Below are 23,665 nucleotides of genomic sequence, written 5' to 3'. Positions count from 1 at the left end.
CCGGCTCAGCCGGCCAGTTCGGCGCACGTCCTCGCGTCGGGGTCGGCGGCCGCCTTCGGCACCCACCGCACGTTCGCGAACGACGCCTGGAACGCGCCCTCCGTGTAGACGAGGAACGGCGTGTTCACGCTCTCGAAGTCCAGCCCGCGCTCGGCGAAGCAGGACAGCGGCACCTTCACCGTCGACTTCACGCCGACCGGCAGCCCGCCGAACACGCCGGTCGCGTTGACCTCGCCGAAGCAGGGGTAGACGCAGTGCGCGCTCAGCACCGTCCGGGCGGCCGGGGGCTGGTGCACGACCACGTCGAACACCAGCGCGGCGTTGGCGTTGGGGTAGCCGCGCAGGTCGCTGCCGCCCGCCGGGTCCTGGAGGTACAGCTGGCCCGCGCCGCTGCCGGTCCAGGTGGTCTTCAGCGCGTCACCCTGCACGTTCACGTCCGCCGGCACCACGGTGATGTTGGTGTGCGCGGCCTCCGCGTCCGGGCCCAGCTCCGTGCCGCTCCAGTTGTCCGGGGAGCCGATGAAGCTGCGGTACGGGGCGGAGTCGACCCGGTTGTGGATCTCCAGGTCCTCGGTCGCGACGCCACCGCCGCCGCCACCGGAGCAACCGCCCTCGGGCGAGGACTCGTCGAGCTTCCCCATCGGGCGGTAGGACCAGGTCTTGAGCCCGTAGCCCGGCTTGAACAGCGGGTCGTAGCCCTCGTCACCGGGGTTCAGCGGCGTCTGGCAGGCCGAGCGCGGCCACGAGAAGGACAGCGTGCCGGTGTACCCGGGCCAGGTGTGGCGACCGCGCACCAGCAGGTCGGCCACGCCGCCGCCCTCGGTGCCGGGCAGCCACGCCGCGACGAACGCGTCCGAGCGGTTCAGCTCCTTGTTGACGTGCAGCGGGCGGCCCGACACGTACACCGTGACGACCGGCGCGCCCTTGCCGCTGACCTTGTCCAGCACCGCCAGGTCCTGCGGGTAGGTCTTCGCGGCCTCCAGGGTCCGCTTGCCGATGTCGCCGACGCCCTCCGCGTACGGGGTCTCGCCGATGACCGCGATGACCGCGTCGAACCCGGCCGGGTCGACGTCGCCGGTCTCGCTGAACACCACGTTCCGCTCGCCCAGCGCCTCCTTGAGCCCGCCGAGCACGGTCTGCCCGGTCGGGAAGTCGGCGTTGGTGTTGCCTGTGCCCTGCCAGGTCAGCGTCCAGCCGCCGGTCTGGTTCTGCATCGAGTCGGCCGACTTGCCCACGACCAGCACCTTCGACCGCGGCTTGAGCGGCAGCACCCGGTTGTTGTTCTTCAGCAGCACCTGCGACTGGCGCACCGCCTCGCGGGCCAGCTTCCGGGCCTCCAGCGCGTCGGCCTCGCCGGCGTGGCGCCGCTCCGAGGGCTTCTTGGCGCTGTCGAGCACGCCCGAGCGGAGCTTGACGCGCAGGATGCGGGTCACCGCGTCGTCGATGCGGGCCATCGGGATCTGACCGCCCTCGACCTGGGCGATCGTGTTGGCGATGAACGCCTTCCAGTCGTTGGGCACCATCACGACGTCGATGCCCGCGTTGACGGCCTGCGGGCAGCTGGCGTTGGTGCAGCCCGCGACCTGGCCGATGCCGTTCCAGTCGGAGACGACCAGGCCGTCGAAGCCCATCTTGTCCTTGAGGATGTCGTTCAGCGCCAGCTCGCTGCCGTGCAGCTTGCCCTCGTTGATCCCCTGCTCCGCGTTGTCCCAGGAGTTGAACGACACCATCACGGTCTGGGCGCCCGCGGCGAGCGCGCCGTAGTAGCCCTGGCCGTGCACGTTGATCATCTCGGCGGTGGTCGAGGGGTTGACGCCCTGGTCCTTGCCACCGATCGTGCCGCCGTCGCCGATGAAGTGCTTGGCCGTGGCGAGCACGTCCACGTCGCGCCTGCTGCGGCCCTGCAACCCGATCACGGCCTCGTAGCCGTAGGCGCGGGTGATCCGCGGGTCCTCGGAGTAGCCCTCGTAGGTGCGGCCCCAGCGGTCGTCCAGCGGCACGGCCAGCGTGGGCGCGAACGCCCAGTCCTGGCCGGTGGCCCGGATCTGCTCGGCGGTGGCCGCGCTGACGTCGCGGACCAGGCACGGGTCGTGCGCCGCGCCCAGGCCGATGTTGTGCGGGAAGACGGTCGCGCCGTAGACGTTGTTGTTGCCGTGCACGGCGTCGATGCCCCAGATCACCGGGATCTTGGTGCGGGTGGTCCTGGACGCCTGCCAGTAGGCGTCGGCCAGGTCCAGCCAGGCGTCGACGGGCGCGTGCTTGTCGCGGTTCGGCCACGAGCCGCCGCCGTTGAGCACCGAGCCGATGCCGTACTCCCGAACCTCGTCCGGGGTGATCGCGGCGATCTCCGGCTGGGTCATCTGGCCGACCTTCTCGGCCAGGGTCATGCCCGCCACGATCTTCTTGATCCGCCGCTCGTCGGCGGGGGTGGACTGGACCCGGCTGCGCACCTCGGGCCAGTCGGACAGCTCGGGGAGGTCCTTCTCGATCCGCGCGCAGCCGTGCTCGGTCCGCGGCTCGCCGATGACCGGCTGCCGGGTCTTGGAGTCGGGTGAGGCGCCGGCCACACCGGTGGCCACGCCCCCGGTGAGGAGACCTGCGGTGAGCACCGCGGCCAGCGCGGCGCTCAGGTGTCTGCGGGACATTCGGCGGTTCCGTTCATCAGGGCGACGGCTCTGTCGCGCACGATCCTCGTTCCGGACGCGGTCCCGGTCAAGGGCTCCGTGGGAGCGCTTCCGTGCAGGTGGGAGGTACTGGTCCCGGCAGTTCCCGGTACTTCGGGGACCCGGTAATAGGTCTGAACCATTTTTTGACAACGCAGTTTGTCAAATCTTCATCCAACCCTGAGTGGCATTCGGACCAGCCGAACGCGGCCGGTGGACCCAACCCTTGTGAGCCGAATTACTTGACCTGACAGTAGGTAGTGGAGCAAACTCGGTCAGCGCGCAGGCAATGTCCACTCAGGACTCACCGCCAAGTCCTCCCGCACCGGGAAAGAGCACACGCATGTCTTTGAGGTCACCCCTGTCCCGCCGCGTCCTCGTCCTGGCCGCGGCGGTCGCCCTCACCGCCCCCACCGCGGTCGCCCAGGCCGCGGAGAACCCCTACGAGCGGGGCCCGGCCCCGACGAACTCCAGCATCGAAGCGAGTCGCGGCCCGTTCGCGACCGGCCAGACCACCGTCTCCTCGCTGTCCGCGAGCGGGTTCGGCGGCGGCACGATCTACTACCCGACCAGCACCGCCGAGGGCACCTTCGGCGCGGTCGCGATCTCGCCCGGCTACACCGCCGCGCAGTCCAGCATCTCCTGGCTGGGCCCCAGGTTGGCGTCGCAGGGCTTCGTGGTCTTCACCATCGACACGAACTCCCGCTACGACCAGCCCGCCTCGCGCGGCGACCAGCTCCTCGCGGCGCTCGACTACCTCACCACCCGCAGCTCCGTGCGCGACCGCGTCGACCCCGACCGCCTCGGCGTGATGGGCCACTCCATGGGCGGCGGCGGCGCGCTGGAGGCCACGAAGGACCGGCCCACCCTCCAGGCGTCGATCCCGCTCACCGCGTGGAACACCACCAAGACCTGGTCCTCCGTGCGGACGCCCACGCTGGTCATCGGCGCGGAGAACGACTCGGTGGCCTCCGTGCGGACCCACTCGGAGCCGTTCTACGCGGGTCTGCCGTCCACCCTGGACAAGGCGTACCTGGAGCTGGCGGGCGCGAGCCACTTCGCGCCGAACTCGTCCAACACCACCATCGCCAAGTACAGCGTCTCGTGGCTCAAGCGGTTCATCGACGACGACACCCGCTACGAGCAGTTCCTCTGCCCGGCGCCGCGCGGCACGGCCATTTCCGAGTACCGCGACACCTGCCCGCATTCGTAAATCCGTTTCACAAAACATCGTTGGTCTGCCGTTTCGACGGCATTTCGACAATGCCTCCCCGACGGGCCGTTCGCGCTGTTCAGCAGCGTGAACGGCCCTTTGGTCAGGTATGTGAAATTTCTTGCCATATGTGAACTCGCTGGTTACGGTCATCCTGGGAGCGTTCCCAGAGACTTGTTCGCGAGGAGGTGGCGCATGGGTCCGCGCAATTCCGGGCTCCACCGGCGGCCCGCGGTCACGACCGTCACGGCGTCGTCCACCACGGCGTCGTCCGCCGCAGCGGTGACGGGCATCAGCGCGGGTGTGGGAATCCCCGCCTGACCCCCGCCGCACCCGGTCCCGGGTGGGGAGCTGCCGCGGGGGCGCTCCCCACCCGTGCCGAAACCGCCCCGGCAACGCTCGGCGGGCGTTGCGGGGGCGGTGGCCGCCACGGCGCGGCCGGCCTCAACGGCGAGGCCGGTCGTGCCGGGGGCTCCGCCGTCCCGGGGGCAACACTTCCGCTTCCGGCTGACCGCCTCGTGGGCGGCGGCCGAGGACCACCTCCAGAACACCTTCCTGGTCGCCTGGCGCAAGCGGGACCGGCTGCGGCTGGAGCACGACTCGGCGCTGCCGTGGCTGCTGGCCGCGGCCACCAACGTGGTGCGGGGCGACCGCCGCACGATCGCGCGGCGGCTGCGGTTGTTCCGCCGGTTCCCGGTCGAGGTCGCCGTGCCGGACCACGCCGACCAGGTGGCCGAGCGCGTCGACGACCAGCGGCGCATGGCCGTGCTGCTGGCCGCCGTCGGGGACTGCCCCGCAACGAGCGGGAGGCGCCGGCGCTGTGCGTGTGGTCGGGGGTGTCCTACGCGGACGCCGCCGCCGTGCTCGGCATCGCGGAGGGCAGCGTGCGGGCCCGGGTCAGCAAGGCCAAGGCCCGGTTGACCCGCAGGCTCGGCCCGGCGCCGGTCGTCGCCGTCCCCGCGATGTCCCTGGAGGACCGATGAACACCACCCTCCCCCCGGAGCGGGACGTGCCCCCGCACCGGCACGCCGAGATCCGGGCCGGGCTGGAACGGGCCGTCGCCCACCGCCGGGCCCGGTACGCGCCGCTGCTCACCGCCGGGATCGCGGCGGCGGCCGTGGCCGTCCTGGTCGTGGTGCTCGCGCCGGGGCAGCGGCCGACCGACGACGCGGGGGCGGCGACCTCCCCCGTGACGATCAACCCAGCGACGACCAACCCCGTGACGACCAACCCCGTGACGACCAACCCAGCGACGACCGCTCCAGCGACGACCACGGGACCCACCACCAAGCCGCCGTCGGCGTCCCCGGGCCTGACACCGGCGCGGGTGGACGAGATCGAGCAGGGCTGCGCGGCCGCCGCGCCGCACCGCGAACCGGCGGTGCTGCACCAGTACCACGTCGATCCGGTCGGCGGCGACCTCGCCGTGCTCTACACCGAGCACGGCGTGGTGGAGTGCACCGTCGACGGCCCGACCGCCGCCTACCACCCGTCCTCCACCGCCGTGCGCGACCGGGAGTGGCTGCCGGGCCCCTTCGCCGCGGACGCGGTCGTCGTGTCGTCGGGCGGCGACCTCGGCAAGGCCCGGCACGGGGGCACCAGGGGCCGGATCGTGGCGGTGGGCCGGGTGTCCGCGCCGGTGGCCAGGGTCGTCCACGAGCGGCTCGGCCGGTCGGCGGAGGCGAGCATCGCCAACCGCACGTTCGTGGCCCGCCTGGACCACCCGTCTGACCTCCCCGCGCCGGGCGACGGCGAGCCGGGCACGCTGACCGCCTACGACGCCGGGGGCGGGGTGCTGGCCCGGATCACGGGCGCGGACCTCACCGACCCGACCCGGTGCTGGGTCCGGCCGGACGGCCTGGTCGTGGCCGGCCGGTCCGACGCCGACCCGGCCGGGTGCCTGCCCGCCACGCCCTGGCGGTGAACCGCTACCGGGGAGCGGCCGGCGCCACGCCCCGGTACGGCAGGGTCTGGCTGTAGACGACGTTCGTGGTGGTGCTGCCGAACGCCATCAGCTCGTCGACCACCCGCTCCAGGTGCGCCATCGAGGTGGCGGCGACCTTGAGCGTGTAGCAGTCGTCACCGGTGGTGCGCAGGCACTCCAGCACCTCGCCGCGCTCCGCGAGCAGCGCGTGCAGCGGCTCGTGGCGGTTGCCGGGGTACTTGAGGCGCACCACCGCGAGCACCGGGTAGCCGGCCTTGTCCAGGTCGACCTCGGCCCGGTACCCGGTGACCACGCCGGCGCCCTCCAGGCGCCGGACCCGCTCGGTGGTGGCCGAGGCGCTGAGGCTGACCCGGCGGCCCAGCTCGGTGATCGGGAGCCGGCCGTCGCGCTGGAGCTCGGCGAGGATGGCCCAGTCGGTCTGGTCGAGGTTCACGGTCACCGGGGCAAAGTACCGTGGTATCCACGGGCCGGACCCCCTCATACCGGGACGAACCCCTTCAGCGACACCACTTCCCCCGCCTAACCTTGATCCCGTGCGACTCGGCGTGAACGTCCCGAACTTCGGCCCCGGCACCTCTCCCGACGTGGTGCGGCGGTGGGCCCTGACCGTCGAGGGCCTGGGCTTCGACCTGCTGATGGTCTCCGACCACGTGGCGGTCACCGCCGACGTCGCGGAGCAGTACCCGGCCCCCTTCTACGAGCCGTTCACCGCGCTGTCCTGGCTGGCCGGGGTGACCTCGCGGATCACCCTGGGCACCACCGTGCTGGTGCTGCCCTACCGGCACCCGCTGCTGGTGGCGCGGATGGCGGCGAACCTGGCCGAGCTGTCCGGCGGCCGGTTCGTGCTCGGCGTCGGCGTCGGGTGGGCGCGGGAGGAGTACGCGGCGCTGGGCGTCCCCTTCGCCGAGCGCGGCCGGCTCACCGACGAGGGCCTGCGCGCGGTGCGGGCGGCGTGGTCCGACGAGGCCGACTACCGGGCCGGGACCGTGCCGGTCTGGGTGGGCGGGCACTCGGACGCGGCGCTGCGGCGGGCGGTCCGGTTCGGGGACGCGTGGCACGGCCTCCGGCTCACCCACCGGCAGCACGCGGATGCGGTGCGGCGGTTGACGGACATCGCCGCCCGCGAGGGCAAGCCCGTGCCCGCGCTCGCCCCGCGCGTCCTGCTGCGCCTGACCCCGGACGACCCCGGCCCGGACCGGCGGATGGGCGAGGGCACCGTGGCGCAGGTCGTCGGTGACCTGGCGGCGCTGCGCGAGTCGGGCGCGGAAGCGGTCGTGCTGGACCCGTTCCTCGGCGACCCCGCCGAGACGCGGCACCCCGAGGTCGCCTGGCAGGCGCTGGCGACCGTGCGCAAGGAGTTCGGATGAGCTTGGACAGGGCGATCGAGCTGGCCGCCGAGGCGCGGGCGGCGGGCAACCCGCCGTTCGGGTCGCTGCTGGTCGGGCCGGACGGGGAGGTGCTGGCGGAGGAGCGCAACACCTCGTTGTCCGACCACGACATCACCGCGCACCCGGAGCTGAAGCTGGCCCGGTGGGCGGCGCGCGAGCTGGACCCGGCGGTGGCGGCGGGCACCACCCTGTTCACCAGCTGCCAACCGTGCGGCATGTGCACGGGCGCGATCGAGCGGTCCGGGCTCGGCCGGGTGGTGTTCGCGCTGTCGACCGCGCAGCTCGACGAGCTCAAACCGGGTGGTGGTTTTCCGCCCGTGCCGCAGGAGGGACCGGCACGGTACCGGGAGGCGCGGGCCGCTGTGGAGGGCTATTACCACTGACGAGGGCAGATCACTAGGCCGTTCGGCGCTCTGCCGGAACGAAAAACCTTCGTACGCGCATGGGGTTCACAGAACGTGCCCAGTTCGCTACCTTTGGGTACTGGGAGCGCTCCCAGTCGAACATCCTGTTAATCCTCAACGTGGAGGACACACATGACCAGACGCGGTCTCCGTTCGGTTTTCGGCGTCTTCACCTCGGTCTTGGCGGTCCTCGCCGCCAGCGCGGTCACCCTGGTGGGCACCACGACCGTGGCCAGCGCGCACGGCTCGGTCACCGACCCGCCGTCGCGCAACTACGGTTGTCACCAGCGCTGGGGTGGTGACCACCTGAACCCGAACATGGGTCAGACCGACCCGATGTGCGCGCAGGCCTGGAAGGCCGACCCCAACGCGATGTGGAACTGGAACGGCCTGTACCGCAACGGTGTCGGCGGCAACCACCAGGGCGCCCTGCCGAACGGTCAGCTGTGCAGCGGTGGCCTGGCCGAGAGCGGCCGCTACCGGGCGCTCGACGCGGTCGGCGCGTGGAACGTCACCAACAAGCCGCGCCAGTTCACCCTGCGGATCGACGACCAGGCCCGCCACGGTGCGGACTACCTGCGGATCTACATCACCCGCCAGGGCGTCAACACCGCCACCCAGCCGCTGCGCTGGAGCGACCTGGAGCTGGTGACCACGACCGGTCGCTACGGCACCACCGGCCTGTACCAGGCCCAGGTGAACGCGGGCAGCCGCACCGGTCGCCACGTGGTCTTCACGATCTGGCAGGCCAGCCACATGGACCAGGCCTACTACCTGTGCAGTGACGTGAACTTCCAGTAGGACCCGGGCTCCCCGGTCGTGCGGCGGGACCTCCCCGCTCCGCCGCACCCCGGAGGCGCTCACGCACCGAGGTTCACCGCGGCCCAGAACGCCCGGCCTTCGCCGGCGAGCTGGGCCGCGTCCTCGTCGTGGGGCAGGAACGCCGACTCGCCCGCCGCCAGCACGACCTCGTCCCCGCCCCTGCGCACCACGACGGAACCGTTGACGCACAGCAGGAGTTGCGGACCGCCGCCGGGCAGCACGGCCCCGGGGCGCGCCTCGTGCAGCCGGAACTCCGGGTCCGGGGTCGGGTAGGTCCTCAGTGGACCGTCCACCTCGCCGGCCAGCACGGCGGCCGGCCCGCAGCGGGTGTCCACGACGGACAGCACGGCGGGCACGTCGACCTCCTTGGTGGTCAGGCCCGCGCGCAGCACGTTGTCGGAGTTGACCATCAGCTCCACGCCCACGCCGCGCAGGTGCGCGTGCGGCACGCCCGGTCCGACGTACACGGCCTGCCCCGGCCGCAGCACCACCGCGTCGAGCAGCAGCGCCGCGACCACCCCGGGGTCGCCCGGGTAGACCTCCGCCAGCTCCGCGACGTGCGCCAGCGCGGGCACCCGCGCCGCCGCGGCGGCCACCTCCGCGACCAGCCCGCCGGTCGTCCCGGTCAGCGCCAGCCGCAGCGCCTCCCCGACCTCACCGGCCGCCACCGCGGCCCGCACCGGCGCGAGGCCGGGCACGGCCAGCGCGTCCAGCAGGGCGGCGGTCGCGGCGGGCGCGCGGAAACCGGCCAGCGTGGCGAACTCCGTCAGCGCCACCAGCACCTCGGGCTTGGCCCGGTCGTCGCGGTAGCCGCGCTCGGCGTACCCGGTCGCGGCCTGCTCCCGGTCCGGGTGCACCTGGAGCGACAGCGGCGCGTCCACGGCCAGCACCTTGAGCAGGAACGGCAGCCGCGGGCCGAACGCGGCCAGGCTGCCCGGCCCGAGCAGGCCGGCCGGGTTGGCCGCGAGGTAGCGGTCCAGCGGCACCCCGCAGTCCCGCAGCCGGGACGGGTCGTCGGGGTGCGCGCCGACCCACAGCTCCGCCTCGGGCGCCGGGCTCGGCGACGGCGCGCCGCGCAGCTCGGCGAGCGCGGTCCGCGAACCCCAGTGGTAGTCCCGGATGATCGTGTCGAGCTTGCGCACGAGAGGTTCCCAACCGGGGGCGCGACCGCCCCCATCGAGCCTGTCCGGACGGGGGGTCAGATCCCCACCGGCAACGACGGGACCCGGTCGCCCACGAGCAGCGCCGCCGCGCCGATCAGGCCCGAGTCGATCCCCAGCGTGGCCGGGCGGACCTCCACCCGGCGCATGAAGTCCAGCCCCGGGTGGTCCGCGAGGGGTTCGAGCACGGCGGGTTCCAGCAGGTCCCACGCCTGGGCCACGCCGCCGCCGATCACCACCCGGTCGATCTCGCACAGCGCGGCGGCCACCGTGACGACCCGGGCCACCGCCTCGCCGGAGCGCCGGAACGCGGCCAGCGCGACCGCCTCGCCCGCGCGGGCCGCCGCGGCGAGCGCGATGCCGTCCGCGGTGCCGCCCAGCGGCCGCCAGCCCTGCTCCAGCGCCCAGCGGACCATGGACGGGCCGCTGGCCACGGCCTCCGCGCACCCGTTCGCGCCGCACCCGCAGGGCGGCCCGGTCGGGTCGATCACGAAGTGGCCGACGTGGCCCGCGTTGCCCGTGACGCCGAACAGCGGCCTGCCGTCGAGCACGAACCCGCCGCCGATGCCGGTGGACACCACCATGCCGAGCAGGCACCCGCTGCCCCGGCCGGTGCCGTGGTGGTACTCGGCCAGCGCCATGCACAGCGCGTCGCCGCCGAGCCGCACCGGCAGACCGGGCAGCAGCTCGCCGACCCGCGCGGTGATCGGGAACCCGCGCCAGCCGGGGATGTTCACCGGGCTGATGACGCCCGTGCGCCGGTCCATCGGGGCGGCCGAGGCGATGCCCGCGCCGAGCAGCTCCCGGCCCCCGGCGGTGGCCAGGTCGAGCAGCTCCACCACCGGCGCGGCCAGGGCCGCCCACACGGTCTCCGCGTCGCCGGCGGGCGTCGGGGCGGTGCGGCGGGCGAGCACGGCGCCGTCCGACCCGACCAGGGCCGCGGCGAGCTTCGTGCCGCCGATGTCGAGGGCGAGCGCGACCGGGTCGGAGCTGAGGGCCATGGACTTAGTTAAGCGGTTAAGCAAAGTCTGGTCAAGGGGCTGCGGAAACGAGTCCGTGAGGTCCAGACCACTTGGCACACCAGGGTTTTCGCCACGAGCCGGTGCTCTTAAGCGGTTGCGCGGAAGGGGCGGGCGAACCCGCCCGCCCCTTCCGCGCCCTCAGATCGCGGCGGTGCTCTCCCGCGCCAGCAGCGTCGGGGTGGGCGACCAGCGCTCGGTCACCGGCCCGCCCGCGACCAGCTCCAGCACCGACTCCGCCACGCTCACGCCGAACTGGTGCACGTCCACGCTCATCGTGGTGAGCGCGGGCGAGGCCAGCCGGCACAGCGACGAGTCGTCCCACGCCACCAGGCTCAGCCGGTCGGGCACCGGCACGCCCAGCTCCTTGGCGACGGCCAGGCCCGCCACCGCCATCACGTCGTTGTCGTACAGGATCGCGGTGGGCGGCTCGGCGGCGCCCAGCAGCGCCGCGGTCAGCTTGGCGCCGCACTCCTCGGAGTAGTCGCCCACCAGCACCACCGGCTCCACGCCGGCCTCGGCGCAGCCGGCCAGCAGCGCCGCCGTGCGGGCGCGGGTGTGCAGCAGGGTGTCCGGGCCGCTGACCCGCGCGATGCGGCGGTGGCCCAGCTCCAGCAGGTAGGCCAGGGCCTCGCGCACCGGGCCCGCGTCGTCCGTGCGGACCGCGGGCACGGCCAGCTCGTCCGGCTCCCCCACGTACAGCGCGGGCAGCCCGAGCTCCCGCAGCACCGCGGGCCGGTGGTCGTCCGCGGTGCGGTTGACCACCACCACCGCGTCCACCACCGAGCCGGCCGCCCACCTGCGGTAGGCGGCGATCTCGGCGTCCTCGGCGCCCACCACGTGCAGCAGGACGGAGCGGTCGTCCTCGGCCAACCGCTCCTCGATGCCCGCGATGAACTCCATGAAGAACGGCTCCGCGCCCAGCAGCCGCGCGGGGCGGGCCAGGACGAGGCCGACGGAGCCCGTGCTCACGCGCGGACCACGGCGCACAGCCCGTTGGCGGAGCGCAGCACCAGCCGGTCGGTCAGCACGGCCGGGTCCACCGACGCCGCGGTGCGCACCAGGAACGAGTGGCTCTCGCCCGCGGCCAGCGTGACCAGGGCGTCGTCGGTCTCCGCGTCCTCGGCGACCCGGTCGGCCAGCACGGCCACGTCGCGGGCGAGGGAGTTCGCGGTCACGTCCACGCGGTACCCGCCGTCGACCCGGTGCGCGCGGGCGGTCAGCGGCTCCGGGTCGTAGGCCAGCTCCAGGTCCTCCCGGAACAGGTGCGCGGTGCGCGCGTCGGCCGTCCTCACCACCAGCACCTCCCCCTCCGGGTCCGCGGGTGCCAGCAGCTCGTCCGCGAGCGCCAACGCCACCACCGACCGCGCCGGCACGTCGAGCGGGAGTTTAGCCGCCGCCCGCTCCTCGCCCGCGAAGGTCTGCCGGCTCAGCGCCACCTCGCCGGTCCAGACCTCGTCGGTGTCGTTGACCGCGACCAGCGCGTCCCGGCCGTCGCGGGGCTGGACGGTCAGCAGGCGCGGCGCGAAGGCGTGCCGCAGCGAGTAGTACAGCGGCTTGGGCCGCTCGTCGCCGTCGACCGCGGCCCACGAGGTGACCGGCCAGCAGTCGTTGAGCTGCCAGACCAGGGCGCCCGCGGTGCGCGGCCAGTGCGAGCGGAAGTGCTCGACCCCGAACGCGACCGCGCGGGCCTGGTTGAGCTGGGTCGCCCAGTGCCAGTCCTCGAACGCGCCGGGCGCGGGCAGGTGCGGCGCCAGGCCGCGGTCGAGCTTGCCGTTGCCGTCCTCGGCCTTCTGGTGCAGCAGGAACGCGGGCGAGGTCGGCGTCATCGGCTCGTCGTGCACCCACCGGGTGAGCGTCGCCCAGGTCGGCGGGCCCTGGAAGCCGAACTCCGAGCAGAAGCGCGGCGCGGAGTCGCGGTAGCGGGTGTAGTCGACGCGGTTCCACACCTCCCACTCGTGGCGGGTGCCGTGGGTCTCCTCGTTCGGGTGCAGGTCGCCGGGGCTGTACGGGCTGCCGGGCGAGTAGGGCCGGGTCGGGTCCAGCTCGGCGACGACCCGGGGCAGCAGGTCGGTGTAGTACCCGAGGCCCCAGGTGCGGCCCTGGAGCTGTTCGTCCCAACCCCAGTCGGCGAAGCCCCACAGGTTCTCGTTGTTGCCGTTCCACAGCGCCAGGGACGGGTGCGGGGTCAGGCGGGCGACGTTGTCGCGGGCCTCGGCCTCCACCTCCTCCCAGAGCGGGGACTCCTCGGGGTAGGCCGCGCAGGCGAACAGGAAGTCCTGCCACACCAGCACGCCGCGCTCGTCGCAGACGTCGTAGAAGTCGTCGGACTCGTAGATCCCGCCGCCCCAGATGCGCAGCATGTTCATGTTGGCCGAGACGGCCTGGTCGACGCGGCGCGCGAGCCGGTCGCGGGTGATCCGGGTGAGGAAGTGGTCGTCCGGGATCCAGTTGGCGCCCTTGGCGAAGATCGGTTTGCCGTTGACCACGAACGTGAAGGGGCTGCCGATCCCGTCGGGCTCGGTGTCGACCTCGACGGTGCGGAACCCGATGCGGTGGCTCGCCGCGTCCACGTCCTCGTCGCCGGCCCTGAGGACGACCTCCAGTTCGTAGAGCGGCTGCGCGCCGTGGCCGACGGGCCACCACAGCTCGGCGTCGGGCACCTCGACGGTCACCACGGCCGCGCCGCCCTCGACGCGCGCGGCCCGCTCGACGCCGCCGGTCCTGGCGACCAGGGCCAGCTCCGCGTCCGCGTCGGCGCGGTCGACCTCCGCGTGCACCTCGACCCGGCCGGTGCCGTCGGCGGCCACGGTGACCAGCGGGCGCACCCGCCCGAGCCGGGCCGCGGACCAGCGCTCCAGCCGCACGGGCTTCCAGATGCCGGCGGTCTGGAGGTCGGGGCCCCAGTCCCAGCCGAAGGAGCAGGCCATCTTGCGGACGGTGTTCATCGGGTGCGGGTAGACGCGGGCGCGCTTGCCCAGCGCCTCGTCCTGCTCCTCGGCGTAGGCGAGGGCGGAGCGGAAGGTGACCACCAGGTCGTTGGCGCCGTCGCGCAGGTGCTCGCGCACGTCGAACCGGTAGGAGCGGAACATGTTGGCGGTGCGGCCCAGGACGGTGCCGTTGAGTTCGACGGTGGCGACGGTGTCCAGGCCGTCGAAGGCCAGCTCGACCTTCTCGCCCGGTCCGGCCGCCGCCGCCTCGAAGGTCAGGGCGTAGCGCCAGTCGACGCGGTGCATCCAGGCCAGCCCGGTCTCGTTCGAGTCGAGGTAGGGCTCCGGGATGAGACCTGCCGCCAGCAGGTCGAGGTGGGTGCTGCCGGGCACCTCGGCCGGGACGTCGGTGATCCCGACGTCCCCGGGGACGGGACCGCCCACCGCACTCAGTCGCCACCCGTCGTGCAGGGTACTGCGGATCATCGTTCCTCTTTTCCGGCGACGGCGGCGGGTTCTGCCTTGTGAACAGCAGGGTATGGCGATTCTTACGCCAGCAACTAAAGTAAGTCAACGACGTTGGGCACCAGAGAGGAAAACCACAAGTGGCGGACGTGACGCACCTGCGCGCGGCGGGTGTGAGCCTGGTGCTCGACCTTTCCGGCGGCACCCTCCCCCGGGTCCGGTACTGGGGTGCCGATCTGGGGGATTTGTCCCCGGTGGAGCTGGAGGCGCTGGCGGTCGCGCAGGTGCCGCACCCCATCGGGTTCTCCGTGGACGGCACCGTCGACGTGGCCGTGCTGCCGGAGCAGTCGGCGGGCTGGCTGGGCACGCCCGGGATCGTCGGGAACCGGGCCGGGCGCGATTTCTCCACCGCGTTCCGGGTGGTGTCGGTGGACGGCCGGGCGGACGGCCCGGTGGTGCGGGCGGTGGACGAGGCGGCCGGGCTGGCGCTGGAGCTGGTGGTGGAGCTGACCCCGGCCGGGCTGGTGCGGCAGCGGGCGGTGCTGACCAACACCGGCGGCACCCCGTTCGCGGTGGACGCGGTGAACCTGGTGCTGCCGGTGCCGGCGGAGGCGGTGGAGCTGCTGGACTTCACCGGGCGGTGGGCGCGGGAGCGCAGCCCGCAGCGCACGGCGTTCACGCAGGGCCTGCGCGTGCGGGAGAACCGGACCGGGCGCACCGGCTACGACTCGGCGTACCTGCTCGCGGCGGGCACGGCCGGGTTCGGCAACCGGTCGGGCGAGATCCGGGCGGTGCACACGGCCTGGTCGGGCAACCACCGGACGTTCGCCGAGCGGACCTACCACTCGGTGTCCCTGCTCGGGTCCGGCGAGCTGCTGCTGTCCGGCGAGGTCGTGCTGGAGCCCGGCGGGTCGTACACCTCCCCGTGGCAGTACGGGTCGTGGGGCATCGGCCTGGACGAGGTCTCCGCGCGCTTCCACCGGCACCTGCGGTCGCGCCCGTCGCACCCGGCCACGCCGCGCCCGGTGGTGGTCAACACCTGGGAGGCGGTGTACTTCGACCACGACCTGGCGCGGCTCAAGGCGCTGGCGGACGCCGCCGCGTCGGTGGGCGCGGAGCGCTTCGTCCTGGACGACGGCTGGTTCGGGTCGCGCCGGGACGACGCGCGGGGCCTGGGCGACTGGTACGTCTCGGACGAGGTGTGGCCGGACGGGCTGGGGCCGCTGACCGACCACGTGACGGGCCTCGGGATGCAGTTCGGCATCTGGGTCGAACCGGAGATGGTCAACCCGGACTCGGACCTGGCGCGGGCCCACCCGGACTGGATCATGGCGGCGGGCGACCGGCTGCCCCGTCCCGCGCGGTCGCAGCAGGTGCTCGACCTGGCGCGGCCCGAGGCGTACGAGTACGTGCTGGAGCGGCTGGACGACCTGCTGACCACCTACCCCGTGTCGTACCTGAAGTGGGACCACAACCGGGACCTGGTCGAGGCGGGCCACCGGGTGACCGGGCGCGCGGGCGTGCACGGGCAGACCCTGGCGGTGTACCGGCTGCTCGACGAGCTGCGGCGGCGGCACCCCGGCGTCGAGGTCGAGTCCTGCTCGTCCGGCGGTGGGCGGGTGGACCTGGAGATCCTGGAGCGCACCGACCGGGTGTGGGTGTCAGACTGCATCGACGCCCTGGAGCGGCAGGTCGTGCAGCGCTGGACGAACGCGCTGGTGCCGCTGGAGCTGATGGGCACGCACGTCGGTTCGGGGACCTCCCACACCACCCACCGGCGGCACCCGCTGGACTTCCGCGCCGGCACGGCCCTGTTCGGCCACTTCGGCATCGAGTGGGACCTGACGGCGGCGTCGCCGGAGGATCTGGGGCGGTTGCGCGAGTGGGTGGCGCTCTACAAGGAGCTGCGCCCCCTGCTCCACACGGGCGTCGCCGTGCACGGCGACCACCCGGACCCGGCGGTCGAGGTGCACGGGGTGGTGGCGGAGGACGGGTCGGACGCGGTGTTCGCGGTGGTGTCACCCACCACGTCGGCCTCGTACCCGCCGGGGGCGGTCCGGCTGCCGGGCCTGTCCCCGGACCGCCGCTACCACGTCCGCCCGCTGCCGCCGGGGGACCGGCCGGACGGGAACGCGTACGACTGGGGGGTCGCGCTGCCGTGGTGGTCGGCCGGGGTGGTGCTGCCGGGTCGGGTGCTGGGGGCGGCGGGGGTGCAGGCGCCGGTGCTGTACCCGGAGCGGTTGGTGCTGCTGCGGGTGACCGCTGTGTGAGCGGGGTCCGAGCGGGGGCGGCGGGTCAGCCGTTCAGGTCGACGAAGCCGGCGTCGACCACGACGTCCCCGCCCAGGCGCCACGCGTTGCGCTCGAAGGCCAGGTCGCCGGTCGCCACGAGGGGCTGCTTCGTGCGGTGGGCGACGATCGCCACGTCGTAGTCGGCCCCGCCGAGCGGGATGTGGACGTTGCGCCTGCGCCCGTTGACGTCGGCGGCGAGCACGATGGAGGCTTCACCGTCCTCGTCGAGGTCACCTCGGTTGAGCGTGCGGACCGTGCCCACCAGGGTCACCCGTCGGGGCGGTTCCTCCCGGCGCACCAGGCGTTCGCGCACCCGGGGCAACCCGGCCAGGGTGTTGCGGTCGAACACGATGTGCGACGTGCGGACCCGTGGCGGCGGCTCGGCGACGGCCCAGTCGAACGAGAGGTCCAGTGCCCGCAGCACCTCCGACGCGGTCAGCTCGGCCAACGCCTCCACGAGGCCCGCGCTGAGCCCGAGCCGGCCCGCGTGGTCGAGCACCTGCTCGTCCCAGGTCAGGGCAAGGCGGCGGGTGGCCTCCAGCCCCTCGGCCAGGGTGGTCATCACCCGGCGCGGGAACGTGGCGGACGGGCTGCCGTCACCCGGCGGTGGCGGATCGCCCAGCCGGGTGACCACGGTGAAGACGAAGCTGCCGCGCTTGGTGTGCCCCAGCCGGATGTCCTCTTCGAGGAAGTCCGTGACGGTGGCCGACCGCCGGCCCCGGTGCGGGTGGGTCGGGTCGTCGGCCGTCGTGGCCGCCGCCCTCATCATCCGGAACAGGCCGTCCAGGATGGCCTCCGCCTGCCGGAAGGGGATCGTCCCGTCGATCGTCTCCTGGTCCAGCCGCACGAAGAACAGGTCGGCGCGGCCGCGGCGATCCGCAGGCGAGGTCCCGGTAGGTGTGGGACGACCAACCGCTCACCAGCCACCTCCTTCACCGATGGTCCTCATGATGCCGAGCAGCCCTTCAACACCGAAGAGGTCACTTCTCGGTAGGTGAACGGTCCGCGAACCCCGGTCCTCCGGGAGGGTGCCGAGGTTCGCCGCCCGTTCCCAGTACAGGCGGTTGCGGGTGGCCAAACCCGCCTCGGACAGCTCCAGCCACGGGTCCGGGCCGTCCGGCAGCAGCAGAACGCCCAGGTACGCCTCGTTGTAGCGCTTCGGGTGCGTCAGCTTCCGGAACGGCTCCGCCTCCACCGGCCACGCCAGGTGCGTTTCGGTGAGCAGTTCGTGACGACTGGTGCACTTCAACTGCAACTCGAACTCGAACTCGGGGCAGTAGAACTTCTCGTGCTCGGCCGAGGACACGACCGTGATGTCCACGCCGTCGTAGTCGGTGTCGTGGCGCTTGATCGAGCAACCCGCCGCAGCCGCGACCATCTGCACGAACGCGAGGCTGAACTGCTCTTTGCGCGCGTTCGTGGGCAGCGCGCCATCGACCACGTGCAGTTCCTCGCCGGGTCGCGAGGCACCTACGGACATGTACGGCCTCTCCAAAGCCTTCGCCCGGCTCCTCGGACAGTAGCGCCGGCAAGATCGCCGACTGATCCGTCACGCCAGGCTTCACTCGAAAGAGGTGGGCGGCACGGTTCGCCGGCGCGGCGACAAAGCAGCGCCGACTCCCGCGCCTACCCCGCCAACCGCACCACCACGGCACCCGGTGCGGACCCCTCGTGCCGCACCGTCAACACCCCCACCCCCGGGTCCCACGAGAACCCCCACCCCGACCAGGACACCGGGAACACCGGAAACACCGACACCTCACGCCCCAGCAAATGCCCCACCGGCAGCGAAACCTCCGCGGCCGCCCCCGGCAACCGCCACACCGCCAGGTAGCTGTCGGACGAGCGCAGCCCCGACGCCACCCACGGCCCGCTCCGACCCGCCAACCCCAGCGGCCAGAAGGGGACCGAGGTCGCGATCACCCCGCGCAACGCCCGGTGCGCCGACACGGCCTCCCGCACCAACCCCCGCCGCTCGTCGTCCATCAGGTCCACCCGCCCCGCCAGGTACAACCTCCCCAGCACACCGGTGGCCAGCGTGAAGACGGCCTCCTCCACCGTCATCCCGGGCTGCGCGTACGCCCAGTTCCCGCACTGCTCCGGCAGCACGGAGGCCGGCGCCGCCGCCGCGATCGGCGGGTACAGCAGCGGGTTCTGCTGGTCCGAGGTGGACTGGAGGTGCAACCGCGACAGCAGCGCGTAGTCCATCCGCATGGCCCCGGACGCGCAGTTCTCCAGCAGCAGCCCGGGGTGGCGCGCCAGCAGCGCGTCCAACCACGCCAGGTACGCCCGGTTGTGCCCGAGCAGCCCGTCCCCCGGCGCGAGCCCGCCCACGTCGGTCCCCGCGCCCGGCATGATGTTGTAGTCCAGCTTGAAGTACCCGATGCCGAACTCGTCGACCAGCCGGTCCACCACCCCGTCGACGTGCCGCACCGCCTCGGGGTGCCGGAAGTCCAGGTGGAACCGCCCGTGCTCGCCGACCCGCGCGCCGTGGCGCTGGAAGAACGCCTCGTCCGGCAACGTCCGCGCCAGGGCCGACCGCACGCCGACCACCTCGGGCTCCAGCCAGAGCCCCGGCACCATGCCGCGCGCCCTGATCCGGTCCGCCACCTCCCCGAACCCGCCGGGGAAGCGCGTGCGCGACGGCCGCCACTCCCCGACGCTGTCCCACCACTGCCCGTCCTCGTCGTACCAGCCCGCGTCGACGCAGAAGTACTCCGCGCCGACCTCCGCCGCCGCGTCGACCAGCGGCAGCAGCTTCGCCGTGGTGGGGTCGCCCATCAGGGTGTTCATGTAGTCGTTGAACACCACCGGCAGGTGGGGCGCGCGGCGGCTGCGCAGGGTGGCCCGCCGCTGCGCGGTCAGCGCCGCGAACGCCTCGTCGACCCCTCCGGCGGCGACGGCCACGGACACCGGCACCGTGGTGAACCCCCGCCCCGGGGCCACTACCCGCCCCCACTGGTGCTCGCCGTCGCTGGGACCCAGCAGCGCCAGGTACGCCCCCGCGACCGTCTCGCCGACCTCCCAGTGCCACGCCCCGTTGTGCTCGACCTGCCACGCCAGCGCCCAGCTGTCGTCCCGGGCGACCAGCACGCCGGTCGGCAGGTGCTCGCCGGTGGACCACGAGCTGCGCGAGGTCAGGGCGAACCGGCTGCGCGACGCGTGGTGGTGCACGGTCGGGTCCATCGCCACCAGGCCGGCCTCGCGCAGCGGCGTCCGGTGCCAGCGCGACTCGGCCACCCAGTCCGAGTCGCCGTGCACGAGGTCCACCTCGTCCACGGTGCGCCCGGAGTCGACCAGGAACGCGCCGGTCGACAGCGAGGTCACCGCCTGGACGTGCACCGGCTCGCCCTCGGCCGACACCTCGGTCCACGTCCGCACGGCGGGCACGCCGGCCACGCCCTGGAACACCGAGACCGCCACCAGGCCGGTCACCGGGTCGTGCTGCGTCACCCGCAGCTCGTCGGTCGTCGCCTCGTGACCGCGGTACCGCAGCCGCGCGCCGATGGTCGTGTCGGCGTACCGGTGGCTGCCGGGGAACCGCCCGTGGCCGTGCGCCTGCACCTCGACCAGCGGCACGCCGATGCCGTCGAGCGGCCCGTCCGGGCGCAGCGAGAGCAGGCTCACCGGCCCCGGCTCGACCCGCAGCGCGAGCCGGACGGCGCCGGTCGACCAGGTCAGCGTCATGTGACGACCTCCTCCCAGCGCCGGGTGTTGTGGTCGTACGCGGCGGCCGCGCCCGCCCGCTCGACCTCGGCCGGGTCGATGTCGAGGGAGCGGCCCCGCGCGTCCGGGTCGGGCGCGGCGGACGCCAGGATGCGGGTGTACGGGTGCTGCGGGTTGAGGATCACCTCGTCGGCGGGTCCCCGCTCGACCACGCGCCCCTTGTAGAGCACCAGGATGTCGTCGGAGAAGTGCCGGGCGGTGGCCAGGTCGTGGGTGATGTAGAGGACGGCCAGCTGCTCCTCGCGCTGCAACCGGGCGAGCAGGTTGAGCACGCCCAGCCGGATCGACACGTCGAGCATGGACACCGGCTCGTCGGCCACCACGACCCGCGCGCCGGGCGCCAGGGCCCGCGCGATGGCCACGCGCTGCCGCTGGCCGCCGGACAGCTCGTGCGGGCGGCGGTGGGCGACGTCGCGGCCGGGCAGCGACACGCGCTCCAGCAGCCGCACCACCTCGTCCCACCCGTGCGGCTTGCCGTGCAGCTTGAGCGGGCGCTCCAGGTGGTGGGCGATGGTGTGGAACGGGTTGAGCGAGGCGAACGGGTCCTGGAACACCATCTGCACGTGGTCTCGGTACCGCCGGTCGGCCACCCGCCGCCCGTCGTCGCCGGTCACGGTGATGGACCCGGAGCTGGGCTTCTCCAGCCGGGCGATCATCCGCGCGATGGTGGACTTGCCGGAGCCGGACTCGCCGACCAGCGCGACCGTGCGGCCGGGCGTGAGGGTGAACGAGACGTGGTCCACCGCGCGCAGCCGCACCCGCCTGAGGCCGACCCGGACGTGGAAGTCCTTGACCAGCTCGTGCGCTTCCAACGTGGTCATCGGGCGCCTCCGGACGAGGTGGGCTCGCCCGTCCGGACGAACGCGCCGCGCTCGCCGGTCAGGCTGGGGAACGATTCGAGCAGCTCGCGCGTGTAGGGGTGCGCCGGCCGCGCGTACATCTCCTCGGCGGTCGCGTACTCGACCACCTCGCCGTCCTTCATCACCGCGATGCGGTCGGCCAGTTCGAGCAGCAGCGGCAGGTCGTGGGTGATGAACAGGACGGCGAAGCCGATCTCGTCGCGCAGCCGCAGGATCTCCCGCAGGATGCCGCGCTGCACCACCACGTCCAGCGCGGTGGTCGGCTCGTCCATGATCATGACCTGGGGGTCGAGCAGCAGCGCCATGGCGATCACCACGCGCTGCCTCATGCCGCCGGACAGCTCGTGCGGGTAGGAGCGCAGCCGCCGCACGTCGACGCCGACGAGCCGGAGCACCTCCTCGCACCGCGCCCGGCGCTGCGCCCCGGTCATCCCCGGCCGGTGCGTGGTGAGCACGTCCTCCAGCTGCGCCCGGACGGTGATGACCGGGTTCAGCGCGTTCATCGCGCCCTGGAACACCATCGACAGCTTCGACCAGCGGAACTCCCGCAGCTCACCCGGCCCGAGCGCGAGCACGTCCAGGTCGTCGCCGTCGCGGTCGTGGAACGTGACCGAGCCGGTGGTGACCTCGGCCGGTGGCCGGTGCAGGCGGTTGATCGCGTAGGCGAGGGTCGTCTTGCCGCAGCCGGACTCGCCGGCCAGGCCCAGGATCTCGCCGCGCCGCAGCGTCAGCGACACGTCCTTCACCGCGTGCACCGGCGTGCCGACCTGGTAGACCACGGACAGGTCGCGCACGGTCATCACGGCGTCGGCGTCGGTGCTCGCCACGGGCTCGGCCGCGCGGTCCGGCTCGGCGGCGCGACGGCGCGGGATGTCGCGCAGCTTGGGGTTGATGATCTCGTCGATGCTGAAGTTGATCAGCGACAGGCCGCAGCCGAACAGGGCGATGATCAGGCCCGGCGGCACGAACCACCACCACGCCTCGCGCTGGAGCGCGAAGCCGTTCTGGGCGTAGTAGAGCATCGTGCCCAGGGTCGAGGAGTTGGACGCGCCCAGGCCGAGGAACGACAGGCCCGCCTCGCTCAGGATCGCGTAGATCACCGCGAAGACGAACTGCGAGGCCAGCAGCGGCAGCAGGTTGGGCAGGATCTCGACGGTGATCACGCGCCACGGCTTCTCGCCGGAGACCTTGGCGGCGGCCACGTAGTCGCGGTTGCGCAGCGACAGCGTCTGGGCGCGCAGCACGCGGGCCGACGCCGCCCAGCCGGTGATCGCCAGCACCACCGCGATGGTCCACGAGCCGCGCTGGTCGGCGGGCACGAACGCGGAGATCACGATCACCAGCGGCAGGCCGGGGATCACCAGCATGACGTTGGAGAACAGCGAGAACGCCTCGTCCACGTACCCGCCGACGTAGCTGCCGATGATGCCGAACAGCGCCGACAGGACGGTGGCCATCACGCCGACCAGCAGGCCGATGTAGAGCGAGCCTCGCGTGGCGGAGGCCAGCTGCGCCAGCACGTCCTGGCCGGTCAGCGTGGTGCCGAGGAGGAACTCGCCGCCCGGCGAGGTCAGGCCGAGGTCCCGGATGAGGTTCGGGTCGCCCAGCAGCAGCGGCCCGACCAGGCCGAACAGGCTGATCGCCACGATCAGGGCGAGGCCGATGCCCAGCTTGGGCGACCAGCGCGGCAGCATCGACCGCAGGCCCGAGCGTCCCCGGGGCGGCACGACGGTGGCCGGACTGAGGTTCGTCACGGTGTCCGTTCTCCTTCTCAGCCGCTGACGCGGGTGCGCGGGTCGATGACGGCGTACAGCAGGTCGACCACGAGGTTCGCGCCGAGCACGGCGACCGTGATCACCAGGAAGATGCCCTGCATCAGGGCGTAGTCGTTGTTCTGCACGGCCTGGAGCAGCTTCGAGCCGATGCCGGGGTAGGAGAACACCTGCTCGGTGATGACCGAACCGGACACCACGAAGCCCAGCGAGATGGCGAAGCCGGCCACCGAGGGCAGCACCGCGTTGCGGGCCGCGTACTTGATCATGATCCGCGAGTCGCGCAGGCCCTTGGCCCGCGCGGTCAGCACGTAGTCCTCGGCGGTGGCCGAGACCATCATGTTGCGCATCCCCAGCAGCCAGCCGCCGACCGAGGACAGCACGATGGTCAGCGCGGGCAGCGTGCCGTGGTAGATCGCGGAGCCGATGAAGTCCGCGTCCCAGCCCGGCGACAGGACCACGTCGTAGCCACCGAGCAGCGGGAACCAGCCCAGGCCGGACGCCAGCGCCGCGGCCAGGATGAGCGCCAGCCAGAAGTACGGCACGGCGGCCAGCACGGTGGTGGCGGGCACCAGGCCGTCCAGCCAGGTGCCGCGCCGCCAACCGACGAACATGCCCAGCGCGATGCCCAGGACGAACGACAGGAACGTCGCGATGCCCACGAGCACGAGCGTCCAGGGCAGGGCCTCCCCGATGATCTGGGACACCGGGGTCGGGAACGCCGACACCGAGACGCCCAGGTCACCGCGGAACATGTTGCCCAGGTAGGACAGGTACTGCCGGAGGAGCGACTCGCTGCTGTTCCCGCCGAGCAGCAGCTCGTACGCCCGGCGGGCCGACGGGTCCACGGTCCCGCCCCGTTGGGCGAGCTTCGCCATGAGGATGTCCACCGGGTTGCCCGGCATCAGCCTCGGGATGAAGAAGTTCAGCGTCAGCGCCGCCCAGAAGGCGACCAGGTAGAACGCGAACTTCCGGACGTAGTACCTCATCGGTCCGCCAATCGGTTC

19 protein-coding genes and 1 pseudogene are annotated in these 23,665 nt (G+C 73.1%); 8 read left to right on the top strand and 12 right to left on the bottom strand.

The genetic code is table 11. The features are described from left to right. Positions 1 to 5: 5 nt before the first annotated feature. Positions 6 to 2,645 carry a glycoside hydrolase family 3 protein gene (locus Q5530_RS35500; RefSeq protein ID WP_415367231.1) on the bottom strand — a complete coding sequence of 880 codons (2,640 nt, stop codon included), beginning with the start codon at positions 2,643 to 2,645 and terminating at the stop codon, positions 6 to 8. Positions 2,646 to 3,006: 361 nt separating this feature from the next. Here Q5530_RS35500 and Q5530_RS35495 point away from each other — a divergent pair, with 361 nt between their 5' ends. The 4 genes and pseudogenes from Q5530_RS35495 to Q5530_RS35480 all read left to right on the top strand — a co-directional run bounded on the left by Q5530_RS35495 (position 3,007) and on the right by Q5530_RS35480 (position 5,800). Continuing rightward, on the top strand, positions 3,007 to 3,876 hold the full coding sequence (locus tag Q5530_RS35495; RefSeq protein ID WP_415367229.1) for an alpha/beta hydrolase family protein: 870 nt from the start codon (positions 3,007 to 3,009) through the stop codon (positions 3,874 to 3,876). A 375-nt stretch (positions 3,877 to 4,251) separates the two neighbouring features. Beyond that, positions 4,252 to 4,473 (top strand): annotated as a pseudogene (locus tag Q5530_RS35490) (hypothetical protein); the annotation flags it as partial. After that, complete coding sequence (locus tag Q5530_RS35485; protein ID WP_415367249.1) at positions 4,395 to 4,859, top strand: RNA polymerase sigma factor; 465 nt, start codon at positions 4,395 to 4,397, stop codon at positions 4,857 to 4,859. The pseudogene Q5530_RS35490 and the gene Q5530_RS35485, both read left to right, overlap by 79 nt. Beyond that, positions 4,856 to 5,800, top strand: coding sequence for a hypothetical protein (locus Q5530_RS35480; protein ID WP_415367227.1), 945 nt, complete (start codon positions 4,856 to 4,858; stop codon positions 5,798 to 5,800). Before Q5530_RS35485 ends, Q5530_RS35480 begins: the two co-directional genes overlap by 4 nt. A gap of 4 nt (positions 5,801 to 5,804) precedes the next feature. Here Q5530_RS35480 and Q5530_RS35475 read toward each other — a convergent pair whose 3' ends face one another. Then, positions 5,805 to 6,260: an Lrp/AsnC family transcriptional regulator gene (locus Q5530_RS35475; protein WP_380636103.1), complete on the bottom strand. Its 456-nt coding sequence runs from the start codon at positions 6,258 to 6,260 to the stop codon at positions 5,805 to 5,807. A gap of 94 nt (positions 6,261 to 6,354) precedes the next feature. On the opposite strand from Q5530_RS35475, the gene Q5530_RS35470 reads away from it, so the two are divergent. The 3 genes from Q5530_RS35470 (at position 6,355) to Q5530_RS35460 (ending at position 8,414) form a co-directional block, all read left to right on the top strand. Then, positions 6,355 to 7,188 (top strand): TIGR03619 family F420-dependent LLM class oxidoreductase, encoded by an 834-nt coding sequence (locus Q5530_RS35470; RefSeq protein WP_415367225.1) that lies wholly within the window; start codon positions 6,355 to 6,357, stop codon positions 7,186 to 7,188. Next, positions 7,185 to 7,592 carry a nucleoside deaminase gene (locus Q5530_RS35465; RefSeq protein WP_380636099.1) on the top strand — a complete coding sequence of 136 codons (408 nt, stop codon included), beginning with the start codon at positions 7,185 to 7,187 and terminating at the stop codon, positions 7,590 to 7,592. Before Q5530_RS35470 ends, Q5530_RS35465 begins: the two co-directional genes overlap by 4 nt. Positions 7,593 to 7,745: 153 nt before the next feature. Beyond that, positions 7,746 to 8,414, top strand: coding sequence for a lytic polysaccharide monooxygenase auxiliary activity family 9 protein (locus tag Q5530_RS35460; RefSeq protein ID WP_415367223.1), 669 nt, complete (start codon positions 7,746 to 7,748; stop codon positions 8,412 to 8,414). A gap of 59 nt (positions 8,415 to 8,473) precedes the next feature. Here Q5530_RS35460 and manA read toward each other — a convergent pair whose 3' ends face one another. From manA to Q5530_RS35440, 4 genes are all read right to left on the bottom strand, one after another. After that, positions 8,474 to 9,577, bottom strand: a complete 1,104-nt coding sequence (gene manA, locus Q5530_RS35455) for a mannose-6-phosphate isomerase, class I (RefSeq protein ID WP_415367222.1) — start codon at positions 9,575 to 9,577, stop codon at positions 8,474 to 8,476. Positions 9,578 to 9,633: 56 nt separating this feature from the next. Then, a complete protein-coding gene (locus tag Q5530_RS35450) occupies positions 9,634 to 10,596 on the bottom strand; it encodes an ROK family protein (RefSeq protein WP_415367220.1) in 963 nt (320 codons plus the stop codon). Positions 10,597 to 10,755: 159 nt separating this feature from the next. Then, a complete protein-coding gene (locus Q5530_RS35445) occupies positions 10,756 to 11,586 on the bottom strand; it encodes a LacI family DNA-binding transcriptional regulator (RefSeq protein ID WP_415367219.1) in 831 nt (276 codons plus the stop codon). Further along, complete coding sequence (locus Q5530_RS35440) at positions 11,583 to 14,030, bottom strand: glycoside hydrolase family 2 protein (RefSeq protein ID WP_415367218.1); 2,448 nt, start codon at positions 14,028 to 14,030, stop codon at positions 11,583 to 11,585. Before Q5530_RS35440 ends, Q5530_RS35445 begins: the two co-directional genes overlap by 4 nt. Before the next feature lie 119 nt (positions 14,031 to 14,149). Here Q5530_RS35440 and Q5530_RS35435 point away from each other — a divergent pair, with 119 nt between their 5' ends. After that, positions 14,150 to 16,279 carry an alpha-galactosidase gene (locus tag Q5530_RS35435; protein WP_415367217.1) on the top strand — a complete coding sequence of 710 codons (2,130 nt, stop codon included), beginning with the start codon at positions 14,150 to 14,152 and terminating at the stop codon, positions 16,277 to 16,279. A gap of 25 nt (positions 16,280 to 16,304) precedes the next feature. Here Q5530_RS35435 and Q5530_RS35430 read toward each other — a convergent pair whose 3' ends face one another. The 6 genes from Q5530_RS35430 to Q5530_RS35405 all read right to left on the bottom strand — a co-directional run bounded on the left by Q5530_RS35430 (position 16,305) and on the right by Q5530_RS35405 (position 23,647). Beyond that, on the bottom strand, positions 16,305 to 17,147 hold the full coding sequence (locus tag Q5530_RS35430) for a hypothetical protein (RefSeq protein ID WP_415367216.1): 843 nt from the start codon (positions 17,145 to 17,147) through the stop codon (positions 16,305 to 16,307). Positions 17,148 to 17,216: 69 nt separating this feature from the next. Beyond that, positions 17,217 to 17,780, bottom strand: a complete 564-nt coding sequence (locus tag Q5530_RS35425) for a DUF4365 domain-containing protein (protein WP_415367215.1) — start codon at positions 17,778 to 17,780, stop codon at positions 17,217 to 17,219. Between the two features lie 146 nt (positions 17,781 to 17,926). Next, on the bottom strand, positions 17,927 to 19,987 hold the full coding sequence (locus Q5530_RS35420; protein ID WP_415367213.1) for an alpha-galactosidase: 2,061 nt from the start codon (positions 19,985 to 19,987) through the stop codon (positions 17,927 to 17,929). Next, positions 19,984 to 20,847: an ABC transporter ATP-binding protein gene (locus Q5530_RS35415; RefSeq protein WP_415367211.1), complete on the bottom strand. Its 864-nt coding sequence runs from the start codon at positions 20,845 to 20,847 to the stop codon at positions 19,984 to 19,986. The genes Q5530_RS35420 and Q5530_RS35415 overlap by 4 nt, the downstream gene beginning before the upstream one ends. After that, on the bottom strand, positions 20,844 to 22,640 hold the full coding sequence (locus Q5530_RS35410) for a dipeptide/oligopeptide/nickel ABC transporter permease/ATP-binding protein (protein WP_415367210.1): 1,797 nt from the start codon (positions 22,638 to 22,640) through the stop codon (positions 20,844 to 20,846). The genes Q5530_RS35415 and Q5530_RS35410 overlap by 4 nt, the downstream gene beginning before the upstream one ends. A gap of 17 nt (positions 22,641 to 22,657) precedes the next feature. Beyond that, complete coding sequence (locus Q5530_RS35405; protein WP_415367209.1) at positions 22,658 to 23,647, bottom strand: ABC transporter permease; 990 nt, start codon at positions 23,645 to 23,647, stop codon at positions 22,658 to 22,660. Between the last annotated feature and the right edge of the window lie 18 nt (positions 23,648 to 23,665).

It is taken from the genome of Saccharothrix sp. BKS2 (assembly GCF_047689505.1).
Classification (GTDB): Bacteria; Actinomycetota; Actinomycetes; order Mycobacteriales; family Pseudonocardiaceae; genus Actinosynnema; species Actinosynnema lopnurensis.
Note: the sequence above shows the minus strand (reverse complement) of the source record. Positions and strands in the feature narration are given on the sequence as shown.

Bases quoted from the DNA above. Each gene is read 5' to 3' on its own strand.
- Q5530_RS35500 (WP_415367231.1), bottom strand. From the start codon at position 2,645: ATGTCCCGCAGACACCTGAGCGCCGCGCTGGCCGCGGTGCTCACCGCA.
- Q5530_RS35495 (WP_415367229.1), top strand. From the start codon at position 3,007: ATGTCTTTGAGGTCACCCCTGTCCCGCCGCGTCCTCGTCCTGGCCGCG.
- Q5530_RS35480 (WP_415367227.1), top strand. From the start codon at position 4,856: ATGAACACCACCCTCCCCCCGGAGCGGGACGTGCCCCCGCACCGGCAC.
- Q5530_RS35465 (WP_380636099.1), top strand. From the start codon at position 7,185: ATGAGCTTGGACAGGGCGATCGAGCTGGCCGCCGAGGCGCGGGCGGCG.
- Q5530_RS35460 (WP_415367223.1), top strand. From the start codon at position 7,746: ATGACCAGACGCGGTCTCCGTTCGGTTTTCGGCGTCTTCACCTCGGTC.
- Q5530_RS35450 (WP_415367220.1), bottom strand. From the start codon at position 10,596: ATGGCCCTCAGCTCCGACCCGGTCGCGCTCGCCCTCGACATCGGCGGC.
- Q5530_RS35440 (WP_415367218.1), bottom strand. From the start codon at position 14,030: ATGATCCGCAGTACCCTGCACGACGGGTGGCGACTGAGTGCGGTGGGC.
- Q5530_RS35425 (WP_415367215.1), bottom strand. From the start codon at position 17,780: ATGTCCGTAGGTGCCTCGCGACCCGGCGAGGAACTGCACGTGGTCGAT.
- Q5530_RS35420 (WP_415367213.1), bottom strand. From the start codon at position 19,987: ATGACGCTGACCTGGTCGACCGGCGCCGTCCGGCTCGCGCTGCGGGTC.
- Q5530_RS35415 (WP_415367211.1), bottom strand. From the start codon at position 20,847: ATGACCACGTTGGAAGCGCACGAGCTGGTCAAGGACTTCCACGTCCGG.
- Q5530_RS35405 (WP_415367209.1), bottom strand. From the start codon at position 23,647: ATGAGGTACTACGTCCGGAAGTTCGCGTTCTACCTGGTCGCCTTCTGG.